Origin of the sequence: Pseudoalteromonas sp. c7(2019) (assembly GCF_011378625.1) — a bacterium.
GTDB lineage: Bacteria > Pseudomonadota > Gammaproteobacteria > Enterobacterales > Alteromonadaceae > Pseudoalteromonas > Pseudoalteromonas arctica.
In genome coordinates this window covers 1-15,060 of the sequence record NZ_WTKS01000003.1, presented here as the reverse complement: position 1 = coordinate 15,060, position 15,060 = coordinate 1, and the positions used below count along the sequence as shown (strand labels likewise).

The window sequence follows — 15,060 nt, the reverse complement described above, 5'->3', positions numbered from 1 at the left end:
GTAATAGGCATTAACGGTGCGGTTAATGCCCTTTTACAACTAACATTAATTGAATACGGTCGCGAACTTTTAGCTTATTAAATATAGAGCTCATATGCTCTTTAATTGTGCGTTCTGTAATATTTAAAGATTCTGCAGCTTGCTTATTAGTTGCACCTGTTACAACAATATCAACTACTTGACGTTCTCGCTTTGTGAGTACATCAAGCTCGCATGTGCTCGCATATTTAAACGGTGTATTTGATAAAGCTCCTACTAAGTTAGATAGTAATTGCCCTGGTAACCATATTCCGCCAGCACAAATTGTCTCAAGTACTTGTTCAATAATTACTTTAGTAGCAAGTGCTTCTACGTACCCCCTAGCTCCTGCTTCAAGCGCACTTCTTAGTTGATTTATTTCTAGTTCGTTGGTCATAACTATAACCAGTAAACGTTGCTGAGAATACTTTTTAACAAGCTCAAGCCAATTAGGTGTGCCGGCCAAAACCCAAATAATACTTGATGCCGTGACTCTGTGTGGTTCTTTTGTGAATATCAAACAACCAGGAAACGCTGTATGCCAGTGTTTCGATTCAAATTCAGGCTGTGTAATAAAAATACTTTGGCGCATTACTTCTCCATTTATAAAATGTTTTAACGCTCTGTCATTGCTTGCGATGTAGCTCTAAGAACCGGTTTTAAAATATACTCAAGTACGGTTTTTTTACCGGTAATAATATCCACTTGAGTTGTCATTCCTGGAATAATAGTTAGTTCTTTTGAAAAATTATTTTTGGTGGTTTTTAGCTGCACCAAATAAAAGGTATTCTCGCGGTCATCTGTAATTGTATCGGCACTTATATGTAATACTTCGGCTTCAAGGCCACCATATACGGCAAAGTCGTAGGCACTAAATTTTATCATTGCAGATTGCCCAGGGCGTAAAAATGCAATGTCTTTAGGCGGGATTTTTGCCTCTACTACAAGTTGATCGTCAAGCGGGACAATTTCCATAACATCACTACCTGGCTGTAAAATACCGCCAACAGTATTAACTAATAATCGTTGTACAGTGCCTTTAACAGGAGAGCGTATTTCAGTTTGAGTTACTTTATCGGCTAAGCCAGATTCAGTTTCCTTAATTGAATCTAATCGCAGTAGCGCTTCGGAGAGTTCATTGTTCCAGCGGTTAATCATAACGAGCTCAACTTCGGTTACCTTATTTTTAGCTTCGTTAATGGCCGAAAGACTCCTATTTATAACTGCTTTGGTTCTGTTTATCTCGCCGTTTAAATCAACTATTTGACGCTCTAAACGAATAATATCTATATCCGAAATAGCACCGGTGCGTAACAATGGGCGGGTCACTTTAAGCTCCCTGTTTGTTAAGCGTAGCGCGCTGGTATGTTGCTGAAGTGCCGCTTTTGCTTCAATATAATCTTGGTGTCGCTGCTCTAGTTGGCGTTTGTGTATACTTACCTGTTGCTTCAACTCTTGGCTGTTACTCAAATAAAGAGAGCGTTCGTGTTGAACCACCTGAGGTGCATTTTTTATAACATCTTCGTTAAATACGAGCTCCTTTTTTTGAGTGAGCGCTCTGAGCCTCGCAACTTTTGCACTTAACGATTCAACCTTGGATTGATTTTCTCTAAAGCTAGAAATAAAGCGGGTAGGGTCTATTTTAATGAGTACATCCCCCTCGTTTACTATTTGGCCTTCTCGGACATTTATTTTTTCGACCATACCGCCGTCATAAGATTGAATAAGCTGTAATTTATTAGAGGGAATAACACGGCCCTCGCCACGAGCAACTTCATCCAAATTAGCAAAGCCAGACCACACAATAAGGCATATAAACGTTAAACAAATTAGATAAAGTAGTAACCTAGCGCTTGCTGGTTCCTGCTGCATTTTTTCCCACTGTGCATCTACTACCCAGTCTTGAGTACTTGGCGGTGAAATCCATCCTTTAAATAGTTTATTAAATACGGATGGCTTACCTTGTTTTCTTGCTTCTATTGCTTTGCTAACAGATTCAAAAGAGCGTTGTTCAAGTGGTTTTTTGTTATCACTCATGATGCTTGCTCCACGGTTTTATTATTTAACGCCGCAATTACTTTTTGTTTTGGTCCATCAGCAACCACCTTTCCGTTATCTAAAACTATAATACGGTCAACAAGCTCGAGTAATGATGAGCGGTGAGTCACCACAATAAGGGTTTTATCTTTAGAATAATCTTTTAAATTGTTAATAATTTTACTTTCACTATTGTGATCTAGCGATGAAGTTGGCTCATCTAGTAATAGTATTGGTGGGTCATTAATTATGGCTCTTGCCATACCTACTGCTTGGCGTTGTCCTCCTGATAATTGGCGGCCTTGCTCGCCTACTTGTAGATCAAATCCGTCTGGGTGCGAATTAATTAAATCAAATAATTGGCTTCGCTCACAGGCTTCAATAATTTGCTCGTCTTTGGCATGCCAAGCGCTTATCGTAAGGTTGTCTTTTAAGGTCCCATAAAACAGGGCAACGGTTTGCGGTACATAACCAATATTATGGCGAAGCTCTGCAGGGTCAATTTGATGTATATCGTTATTGTCCATCAAAATTGCTCCTGAACAGGGTTCATATAGCCCTAAAATAAGCTTTTCTAATGTACTTTTACCTGAGCCATTACGTCCTAAAATTGCAACTTTTTCACCAGCTTTAATTTTAAAACTAACGCCGTTGAGTGCATTATGAGATTCGTCAGAGTATTTAAAGCATACATCTTTAAATTCTATATCGCCCTTTAAAATAGGGTGGCTTAACCAATGCTTACCAGGTGGGCGCTCGACCTCTTTTTCCATAATCTCATTTAGTGACTGCATTGCTATTGCGGCATGATGATATTGCGCTAAAACAGCGGCTGACTGCCCAATAGGGCCCATAGCACGAGATGATAATAAGTAGGCTGCAATTAATCCGCCTTGAGTTAGCTCACCTTCAATAACGAGGTGTACGCCTATTATCATTATTATCACGCCTACACATTGCTGTATCCACGATGCTGTATTTGATATAGAGCTAGAAACGAGTCGACTTTGTGCGTTTACTTGCGCAATGTAAATGGTCGACTTTTCCCATACAGATTGTGTTTTACACTCTGAGTGAAAACTTTTTACATCTTCAATGTTGGTTAAACTTTCTACTAATACTGCATTTCGCATTGAGCTTGCTTTCATTGTTTGCTCTGAAAGGGCCTCAAGTTTGCGGTGTGCGGCTATAGCGTAAGCTAATAATACAAGTGCGCCCGCTATAATAGGTAAACTTAGAGGTACGCCAATAATGGCGATAACAATTAAATATAAAACTACGAATGGTAAGTCGACTAATGCGACAAGCGTTATGGAGCTAAAAAAGTTACGTACAGCTTCAAATGATTGAATATTGCTAGCAAAGGAGCCAGCTGATGATGGACGGTTTTTTAGTTTCATACCTAATACCCGCTCCATAATTACAGCCGATACTTTTACATCTATTCTGCTTGCAGCAAGCTCTACAAAATAGCCTCTTACTAAGCGTAAAACAAAGTCAGCAGTGAGTGCTATCAAAATACCAATAGCAAGTACCCAAAGGGTTTCTGTTGCATGGTTAGGCACTACGCGGTCATATACATTCATTACAAATAAAGGCATGGCAACCGACAAAAAGCCCAACGCAATAGCTGAAATGATTACGTCTTTATAAAGTGAGCGGCACTCTTTAATTACTCCCCAAAACCATCCGTCTTTTGATAGTTTTTCAAGTACAGGTGTTCGCTCATCAAATGCAAATTCTGGTTGTGCATAAATAATTAAACCAACACTGTTGCCTGCTAATTCATCAATGCTCTGTTCGATAACTGATTCGGTAAGCTCTGGGTAAATTACACTCACCAACTGCTTATCGTAATCAATAGAATTAATAACACAGGCTTGATTGTCTTTTAAAATTAAGATGGCAGGTAGCAGTGCTGTATTAATTTTTTGTAGTGGCTTATTAACTACTTTTGATTTAAAGCCAATGCGCTTTGCTGCGCGCGAAAAACCTGATGGAGTAAGATTTCCATCAGTTAGAGGAAGTCCATTTAATAGTGCTTCTCTTGAAAACTCTTTATCATGATGGCGACATAAAACTGCTAGGCAGTCAACGAGTATGCCACCATGATCAAGTACATCGTTTAATTCCATAAACCATCCAATGTTATGTAGAACTGCATGCGGTTGTTACTACTAAACCTAAACTCGAGAAATAAATTTAGCTTAAATATTTCAAGCCGAGTTTAGGCTATTTACATAACGTTAATTGACTTAGCTATCAGTAATTACAGCTTCGATACGTCGATTCGCAGCATTTGCTCTTACTGATATTTCGTTTACTCGAGGTTGATCAATACCGTACCCGAACGATTTAACACGTTTTGGTTTTATATCGAATTGTTTAATTAGAATTTCAGCAACGGCAAACGCACGTTTTTCAGATAGTTTGCGGTTATATGTTCGATCTCCATCTAGAGAAGCATGACCTTGTATTTCAACCTGCTTATTTGGGTTTTCTTTTAAAAAATCTGCAAGCCGACTAATTTCTTGAATATATTGAGACCTTACATCGCTTGAGTCAGCAGAAAAAGGGATACCAATCTCTATATTCGAGGTTGATGCGCTATAAATTGTACAGCCAGATAAATCAACATTAGTTGACAGCGGTGTACTCGGACAAGTGTCTTGCTCGTTTGGTACGCCGTCACCATCATCATCTAAAAAGCTACCTGGTGTAGTGTCGGTTTCCAACGGTATATCTAAGTATCTTGGCATAGCGGTTACACTCATGTAGGCATTATCTTGCTTCGCTTTTTTTTGTAGAAATGCCTTGCGGCTAAAGGTGGTTGCTACATCGTAACTCGGACAAATATTTTGTGCGTTATGCACAATAGGATCGTCAGTTAGCTCTTTTAATGTAGGGTATTTACCTGACATTACGTCAAGTGCTGGCAATAATTTCCCCATTTCTTTTAGCATAGTTAAAATAGCCGATTGGCGGTCGTATAGCGCAACTATGTATGAACGTGTTGATTGGAACGATTCGTTTTCGGCATCAAGCACGTCTAGTAGAGTTCGTTGGCCTATATCAAATTGATCTTTATATGCAATTTTAACTTTAGTTGATGATTCGCGGTGTTGATTAAGCGCTGGCAACTTTTGCTCTAGTATAGTGACGTTGTAGTAGGCAATTTGCAGACTTTGACGAATATCAATACAGGCTTGATCTCGTTGATATTTTGCAATGTTTATATCTTGATAAGCTTGTTCTAAATTAGCGCTATCAAGACCACCGTTATACAAGTTATAACTAATATCTATGCCGACTCGCGCTTCTGTTCTGGTTTCATTTTGACCAAGCTCATCTCTATCTTGGCTACCGTAGCGGGCAGATAAATCTACGTTAGGATGAAAGGCCGCTTTTTGTGCTTTGGCGTTCGCTTTTTGCGCTTCAATATTATACAAAGAGGCATAAAATGAAGGGCTGTTTTTGTAGGCGACGTCTAGCGCTTGGTTAACCGAAATTGGTATATTGTTTTCATCAAGGTCAGCTTGCTTTATATCGTTCATAGGTAGCTCACCTACAACTCTTAGGTAGCGAGCGCTTACATCATGTAAATTTGAGTACTCCGTTAATACATTAGATTGCGCTAGAGATAAACGGCCACTAATTTGTTCTAGGTCTGCTGCGCGCGCTACACCGGCGCCTACGCTTTGCTCTATTTGTTGGTATACAGACTCGTGCTCTTGTAAATTAGCTTCTGCAAGTTGTACTAACTCCTTGAATTTTTGTACGTCAAGTAGTGCAATCGAGGCTTCAAGTGCTGTTTGTTCTGTTTGAGAAATAAGCTCAAAGTACCTAATAAGTTGAATACGTTTAAAACGGTCAACTGTATTAGATGTTCTAAAACCGTCATAAAGCATTTGAGTAACGCTTAATTCGGCTGTATTACGGTTATATTCTTCTTCAATACCGTAATTTCTTCTTTCATATCCTGCACTTGCTGATACATCAACACTTGGTAAATAACCTGAACGGGCAGCATCCACTCCATAAATAGAAGATTTAAAAGCATGCCATGCTTCTTGTACTTCAGGATTGTTTTCAATCGCTTTACTTGAGACGTATGTAAGTGGCATTGCTGATTGTTCGTTTGCATGCACGTAGTTTGATAAAGTTACGGCTGTAATCGCTAATCCGATTAACATAGTCCCTTGATGCTTTTTAAAAGTGTTTTTTATAATCATTGCTTCCTCTTAGATCCTGTTAAGACCGAAAATACTCTTTTAAATATTTAGTAAAGGAGTGCTAATTTTGCAAGTAATCTTTTCGGGTAGCATGAAAAAAAATTTCTACCACTTTTTTGTTGATTTTTTATTTTTGAATTTTTCTTCTAAACCTGTACTTGAGTCCAGTATCTATGTGCTTTTTTTGTTCTACCTTTAATTTATTAGATTGTTATTTTAAAAAGTTTGAGGGTACCTAAATGGAAGCAAATCAACTTGTAGTTATTGATATTCAGGGTTCGGCGGGTGTTGTGTTGGATGATGGCTCAATAAGAGCGTTAAACGTGGGTGACATTATTACCGTAGGTGATTTAGTTGTTACTGCTATTAAGTCGTCGTTACAAATAGATGTGCAAGGTGAAACCTTATCTATACCCGCAAATCAAAAGGTAAAAATAACACCAGACCTATTAGCGAAAGAAGCAAGAGACGCTAGCGAAACAACTGTTTTTGATGAAAGTTTAGATGAAGCAATCGCAAGCTTAGATTTAGGTACAGAACAAGACTCATCAACGGCGGCTAATTCAGATGTAACAGATTTTTTAGATGCATTAGAGGGTGATGGGGACATTTTAGATAATTTAGAGGCAACAGCCGCTGGTGGCGGTAATGCAGCTGGTGCAGATGGAGGTAGTTCGTTTGTACAGTTAACCCGAATTTCTGAAAGTGTTGATCCTAGTAGTGTTACTTTTGATTCTTCTTTTGATCAAAGCGCTACTGAAGCTTTTAATTTAAGAGATACCTCTGATGGTATTGTGCCTGACGCAACTTCGGCTTCTATTTCACTTAATGAGCTGGGCGTTACTAATTCATCACAACCAACAATTACCGGTACGAGTGAAAACTTAATTGGCGAAACGGTTAATGTGACGGTAACTGATGTTGATGGAAATTCTCAAGTAGTTAGTGTTGTGATTGGCCCTGATGGTACCTTTGAAATAACTCTACCAACTCCGGTTGCTGATGGCCCTGTGACCGTTGTTGTTGAAGCGACAGATCCTGTTGGCAACCCTATAAACGACACTATTTCTATAGAAATTGATACAACACCTCCGCTTATTGCTATTGATCCTGTTGCCGATTCTGCTTCGCAAACAGTGACAGTAACAGGGACTGTATCTGGGTTGAACACTGGCGATAATGTGTCAGTCACGTTAACGGATAGTGCAGGTACGGTACAAACAATTGTTACTCAGGTTGATGCTCAAGGAAATTGGGTTATTACTACTACCTCACCTTTATCTGAAGGAGAGTTTAACGTAAGCGCAGTGGCGATTGATGCCGCTGGAAATCAAGCTGTAGACCAAGCTTTAGCGAATGTAGATTTAACTGCTCCGGTAATCACAGTAAATGTAACTGATGAAACAAATAACGCAACACCACCACTTGTTGGAACAACAAATGGGGTTCCTGAAGGCACGCAAGTAACAATTACTGTTACAGATAGTGCAGGACAAATACAAACATTAACTGCGGTTACTCAAGCCGATGGAAGCTGGAGTGTAGAAGTTGGGACTCCTTTACCTGAAGGTGATTTTACGGTTGATGCACAAGTAAGCGACAGTGTAGGAAACTTAGCATCAGCAAGTGATTCAGGAGTAGTTGATTTAACGGCGCCTACGGTACAAATTAATAATATTAACGACACTCAAGACACCACGCCAACTATTACAGGTAACGCGCAAGATGTACCTGCAGGCTCTATTATTAGTGTGGTTATTACCGATTTTAACGGTCAAACTCAAACATTATTAACCCAAACTAACGCTGATGGGGATTGGTCTATTGACGTAACTACGCCATTGGCTGAAGGGCAGTTTGAGGTTGATGCAAGTGTAAGTGATGCTGCAGGTAATCAAGCCCAAGCAAATAACCAAGGTGTTGTTGATTTAACAAACCCAGATATTACCGTTACCGCAATTGCTGATACTAACGATACTACACCAACATTTTTAGGTAGGGTAGAAGACGCCCCAGCGGGCTCTGTAATTACAGTATTAGTAACCGATATAAACGGTAGCGTACAAACTTTAACTACTTTATTAAATGAAGATGGCACATGGAGTGTTGATGCTAATGAAATCTTGCCAGGTGGTGAGTTTACCGCAACTGCGTCAGTAACCGATGTAGCAGGTAATGAGGCTACTGCGCAAACAAACGGCGAAATAACGTTTGCTCCTATTTCAATTCAAATCGATGCAATTGCTAATACTAACGATACCACTCCATTTTTAAGTGGTAACACCGGCAATGTGCCTGCAGGTACAACCATTACTTTAACTATTACGGCAAGCGATGGGAGTACATTTACATTACTTGCAGTGACGCAAGCAGATGGTTTGTGGACTGCACAAGTAACAACCCCTCTACCTGAGGGCGACTTTACCGTAGTTGCTGCTGTTATAGATGACTCGGGTAATGAAGCGCAAGCAAGTGCAGTAGGTAATGTTGATTTAACTGTAAGCATTAATTTTATTATTGATACTAACGATACAACACCAACAATTAGCGGCTCTACACAAGACGTAGAACCTGGTGCGTTAGTAACCGTTACATTTACAGGAAGCGATGGCGTAGCAGAAACCGTGCAAGTAGTTACTGGTGCTGACGGAAGCTGGTCAGTTGAGGCAAGTAATGAATTAGTTGAAGGCCAGTTTAGTGTGGTTGCAACAGTGACTGATGCTGCAGGTAATACAGCTTCTGCAAGCGAAACTGGAGAAATTGATTTAACAGATCCTGCAATCACGATTAATCCTATTGAGGATACGAATGATGTAACTCCATCAGTAAGTGGTAACGTAATTGATGTACCAGCAGGAACAGAAGTTACATTAGTAATAACTGACAGTGAAGGTAATGAACAAACACTTACAACAATTACAAATACAGATGGTACATATACAGCGGATATTATTGCAGATCTCAGTGAAGGTGATTTTACAGTAACAGCAAGTGTTAGCGACACTGCAGGCAATAGCAGTACGGCAACTGTTACAGGTACGGTTGATTTAACTGCACCAAGTGTCACTATCAACAATATTGCAGATACAAACGATACAACTCCTACTCTTACAGGCTCTACCCAAGGTTTAGCATCTGGCAGTGAAGTAACTTTAATTGTTACCGATAGTCTAGGAGCAGAGCAACAGTTAGTGACTACTATAAGTGCTGATGGTACTTGGAGTATTGAGGTTCCAACTGCTTTAAGTGAGGGGGATTTTACCGTAACTGCTAATGTATCTGATAATGCAGGTAATGCAGCTCAAGATTCACAATCAGGCTCAGTTGATACCACCCCTCCTTTAGTTGCAATAAATGACTTTGCTGATTCAAACGATACAACGCCTACATTTAGCGGAACAACAAGTGATGTAGCTCCGGGTAGCCTTGTTAGTGTTTTAGTTACTGATGCAAATGGTGAGTCTCAAACATTGACGGCGGTTGTGTCAGAAGATGGAACTTGGCAAGTTGGTGCAACTCAAGCTGTTGCTGAAGGCGACTTTACAATTACAGCAACAGTAACAGACGCTGCGGGTAATGAAGCAAGCGATACTGTTAGTGGAACAATTGATTTATCAGCTCCAATTATAGCAATTAATACAATCCCAGATAGTGCCGATACTACTCCAACAATTTCAGGTTCTGTACAAAATGTACCAGCCGGAACAACTGTTACGTTAACCGTTACAGATGCTGGTGGGAATACACAAACAATTACAACACAAACGTTAGCTGATGGTACCTGGACAGCTGATGCTATTAATGAGTTAGTTGAAGGTGACTTTAGCGTTAATGCCATCGTTAGCGATGAAGCAGGTAACCAAAGTGAAACTTTAGCACAAGGAACTATCGATAATACCGCACCAACTATTACGATTGATGCACTCGCTGATAGCAATGATACAACACCGACAATTTCTGGTACTGCAACGGGCGAGCCAGAGGGCACCGTTGTTACTATTACCGTGACTGATGAAGCAGGTAACCCACAAACCATCACCACAGAAGTACTCGCTGACGGCACTTTCACTGTTGATGTACCAGATGAATTAAGCGAAGGCGAATACAGCGTAGACGTATCAATCACTGATACTGCTGGTAACGAAAGTACAGAAGTAACAACGGGTACTATTGATACCTCAGCTCCTGCTATTACGATTGATCCACTGGCAGATAGCAACGACACCACCCCAACTATTTCAGGCACCGCAACGGGGGAGCCAGAAGGCACGATTGTTACTATTACAGTAACTGATGACGCTGGTAACCCACAAATAATCACCACTGAAGTGCAAGCCGATGGTACCTTTAGTGTTGATGTACCAAATGAATTAAGTGAAGGCGAATTTACCGTTGAAGTATCGGTTACCGATACCGCAGGTAATGAAACCACAGCAACTACGACTGGCGAGGTTGATACTTTAGCACCGGTGATCACGATAGATGCACTGGCTGATAGTAACGACACCACCCCAACTATTTCAGGCACCGCAACGGGGGAGCCAGAAGGCACGATTGTTACTATTACAGTAACTGATGACGCTGGTAACCCACAAATAATCACCACTGAAGTGCAAGCCGATGGTACCTTTAGTGTTGATGTACCAAATGAATTAAGTGAAGGCGAATTTACCGTTGAAGTATCGGTTACCGATACCGCAGGTAATGAAACCACAGCAACTACGACTGGCGAGGTTGATACTTTAGCACCGGTGATCACGATAGATGCACTGGCTGATAGTAACGACACCACCCCAACTATTTCAGGCACCGCAACGGGGGAGCCAGAAGGCACGATTGTTACTATTACAGTAACTGATGACGCGGGTAATCCGCAAACCATCACCACTGAAGTGCAAGCCGATGGCACCTTTAGTGTGGACGTACCAAATGAACTAAGCGAAGGCGAATTTACTGTTGAGGTATCGGTTACAGATACTGCGGGCAATGAAACCACAGCAACAACAACGGGAGAAGTCGATACTACCGCGCCAACAGTTATTATTGACCCCGTAGGTGATACTAACAACACCACTCCAACTATTTCAGGCACCGCAACGGGTGAGCCAGAGGGCACAGTTGTTACTATTACGGTAACTAATGAAGCAGGTAACCCACAAATCATTACCACTGAAGTACAAGCCGATGGCACCTTTAGTGTGGATGTACCCAATGAGTTAAGTGAGGGGGAATTCACCGTTGAGGTATCGGTTACTGATCCTGCGGGCAATGAAACCACCGCAACAACAACGGGAGAAGTTGATACGGCTGCGCCATCAATAATAATCGATCCTGTGGGTGATACTAACAACACCACCCCAACTATTTCAGGCACCGCAACGGGTGAGCCAGAGGGCACCGTTGTTACTATTACTGTAACTGATGAAGCAGGTAACCCACAAACTATTACTACTGAAGTACAAGCCGATGGCACCTTTAGTGTGGATGTACCCAATGAATTAAGTGAAGGTGAATTTACGGTTGAGGTATCGGTTACCGATACCGCAGGTAATGAAACTACCGCAACAACAACTAGCGAAGTTGATACTGCCGCGCCAACAGTTATTATTGACACCGTAGGTGATACTAACGACACCACCCCAACTATTTCAGGCACCGCAACGGGTGAGCCTGAGGGCACGTTAGTTACTATTACGGTAACTGATGAAGCAGGTAATCCACAAATCATTACCACTGGAGTACAAGCCGATGGCACCTTTAGTGTGGATGTACCAGATGAATTAAGTGAAGGTGAATTTAGCGTTGAGGTATCGGTTACCGATACAGCAGGGAATGAAACAACCGTAACAACAACGGGAGAAGTTGATACCACAGCGCCAATAGTTACTATTAATGCACTAGGCGATACGAGTGATACAACACCGACCATTTCAGGCACAGTTAGCGGGGAGCCTGCTGGTTCAACCATAACTTTAACAGTGACCGATGCTAATGGCGCAGTACAAATAATTTCAGCACAAGTAATTGCTGATGGAAGTTGGACTGCAGAAGTGTCAGCGGCTTTAGCTGAAGGAAGCTACTCTGTAGATGCAAGTATTAGTGATAGCGCTGGTAATGAAGGCACAGCAAGTGCTTCAGGCACAATTGATACAAGCGCATTGACCATTACCATTGATATTATTGGCGAAACTAACGATCAAACACCTCAAATAAATGGTGATACTTTTAATGCACAAGCTGGCTCTCAAGTTGAAGTTCAGATCACTGACTCAGCGGGTGCAATAATTACTTTAACCACAGTTGTTGATGAAAACGGTCTTTGGAGTGTTACTCCGCCTGCAAATTTAGCTGAGGGCACCATTTTAATTAGTGCAACAGTAACAGACATAGGTGGTGGAACGGCTAATGCAGAGCTTGATGCTGTAATTGATATTACGCCTCCAACCATACAAGTAAATGAACTAGAAACAAGTAATGATACAACACCGGTTATTTCTGGTAACACAACAGACGTAGTTGCAGGCACAGTTATAAATTTAACGGTTACTGATTCTCAAGGGGTTGTTCGCACATTTAGCACAACAACAGATGCCGATGGTAATTGGAGTGTTGAACTTTCTCAAGAGTTGGCCTCGGGCGATTATTCTGTAGAAGCTGAAGTATCTGATGCTGCAGGAAATAGCGCTTCAGATACGGCTACAGGTAACATAGATACATCAGGACCTAGCTTAACCGTTGACTTTGAAGCTGTAACCAACGACTCAACGCCTACTATTTCAGGCACTAGTGATGCAGACGTTGGTACCAGTATCACGGTTGTTATTACAGATGAAAATGGAGTTGAACAAACACTTAGCACCACAGTAGATGCAAATGGTAACTGGGAAGTAACTCCACAAACAGATTTAAATGAAGGTGATAACACCATCGAAGTGAGTGTATCTGACGAAGCAGGAAATACGACAACAGTTACAGATACAATTACGTTAGACACACAAGCGCCAATACTCACCATTCAAAACGTAGGCGATGTCAGCGATTTAACACCTGAGCTGCAGGGCACTAGTAATGAAATTGGCGGCACCGTAACACTGACCATCACCGACAGCCAAGGCGCTGAGCAAACCTTCACCACCACCGTTGAAAGTGATGGCCACTGGAATATTGAAATTCCAGGTGCCCTTGCACAAGGTGACTTTAGCGTTGTTGCCAGCATCACTGATGCTGCAGGCAACGACACCACGGCCAACAGTAGTGGTAATGTAGATACCATTACACCGGTTATCACCGTTGATGCACTGGGTTTAGGCAACGACAGCACCCCAGTTGTTAGTGGTACCTCAACAGAGCCTGAAGGCACCGTTGTGAATATTGTTATCACAGACAGTAACGGCGATGAAACACCAATTACAGCCACAGTCGATGCGAACGGCAACTGGCAAGCAATCAGCCCTGAATTACCAGAGGGCAGCTACAGTGTGCAAGCCAGCATTACCGATGCCGCAGGTAACACCGATAGTGCCGTGCAATCGGGCACCATTGATAGCCTCGCGCCAACGCTTGTGCTTGATACCGTGGGCGCAACGAACGATAGCACCCCGACTATCAGCGGAAGTACCAATGCGCCAGCGGGGACTGTTATTAGCATCAGCGTGAGTGATGGCACCACAACAGAAACGTTCACCGCGACAGTACAAGCTGATGGCAGCTGGTCAGCGGATGTACCGAATGCACTGAGCGATGGTGAGCTCACCATTGAAGCTAGCGTTAGTGATAACGCCGGTAATACCACTACATTAAGTGAAACCGCAACACTCAACACCACGGCCCCAAGCATTAGTATTAATGCATTGGTTGATACCAACGACACTACCCCAACCATTAATGGTACAAGCGATGCAGCTGATGGCACCACCATTAGCTTAACGTTTGAAGACAGTGCAGGGAATATTACGACTGTTGATACGACGGTAACGGGTGGCGTCTGGAGCGTTGATGCACCAACTGATTTAGCCGAAGGTGAATACACGGTGACCGCAGAGGTAGGCGATGGCCTAGGTAATATCGGCAGCGCCACCGAAACAGGTCAGATAGACTTAACCGCACCGAGCCTTGTTATTACCGACAACGGCGTAGGCAACGATACCACCCCAACTATTACCGGTACTAGCGATGCACCGCAAGGCAGTACGGTAACGGTTATAGTGACAGATACCAGTGGCACACCACAAACAATGAGCGCCACTGTACTTGCCAATGGCACGTGGTCAATCCCTGTACCGGTAGCACTTGCAGAAGGTGCATACACCATTAGCGCGAGTGTTGAAGACACCGCTGGTAATGAAGCCACCGCCACAGGCACTGGTGAAATAGATACCACCGCACCGACACTTGTACTTACCAGCTCAGGCTCAAGTAACGACATCACCCCGACACTCAGTGGCACAAGCGATGCCGTTGAAGGCACGGTTATTAACTTCACCGTAGTGGACGATCAAGGCAATACACAAACCTTCACCACCACTGTGGATGCCGATGGCAACTTCTCTATAGAAGTACCGACTGCCTTGGCAGAAGGGCCGTACACGATCACCGCTAACATCAGCGATGTAGCAGGTAACAGCACCGATATTACCGGCAACGGCACAATAGACACGTCCGCGCCAAGCATTACCGTTGATGCGCCAGTATTAACAAACGACAGCACGCCAACAGTGACAGGCACCAGTGATGCACCTAACAGCACCATCACGGTTACGTTTACAGATGCAGC

General features: G+C 42.3%; 5 protein-coding genes. 1 reads left to right on the top strand and 4 read right to left on the bottom strand.

Annotated elements, in window-relative coordinates; genetic code table 11:
* Window positions 1–22: 22 nt before the first annotated feature.
* From GQR38_RS03735 to GQR38_RS03720, 4 genes are all read right to left on the bottom strand, one after another.
* On the bottom strand, window positions 23–610 hold the full coding sequence (locus GQR38_RS03735; protein ID WP_024593175.1) for a response regulator transcription factor: 588 nt from the start codon (window positions 608–610) through the stop codon (window positions 23–25).
* 23 nt (window positions 611–633) lie between these two features.
* Entirely contained in the window at window positions 634–2,055 is a 1,422-nt protein-coding gene (locus GQR38_RS03730) for an HlyD family type I secretion periplasmic adaptor subunit (protein WP_165723026.1), read from the bottom strand.
* Window positions 2,052–4,190 carry a type I secretion system permease/ATPase gene (locus GQR38_RS03725; RefSeq protein WP_165723027.1) on the bottom strand — a complete coding sequence of 713 codons (2,139 nt, stop codon included), beginning with the start codon at window positions 4,188–4,190 and terminating at the stop codon, window positions 2,052–2,054. The genes GQR38_RS03730 and GQR38_RS03725 overlap by 4 nt, the downstream gene beginning before the upstream one ends.
* 120 nt (window positions 4,191–4,310) lie before the next feature.
* The gene (locus GQR38_RS03720; protein ID WP_165723028.1) at window positions 4,311–6,287 is read right to left on the bottom strand and encodes a TolC family outer membrane protein; all 1,977 of its coding nucleotides are present in this window, start codon (window positions 6,285–6,287) and stop codon (window positions 4,311–4,313) included.
* Between the two features lie 239 nt (window positions 6,288–6,526).
* On the opposite strand from GQR38_RS03720, the gene GQR38_RS03715 reads away from it, so the two are divergent.
* On the top strand, window positions 6,527–15,060 hold an 8,534-nt coding region (locus tag GQR38_RS03715), incomplete at its 3' end, for an Ig-like domain-containing protein (protein ID WP_206006037.1).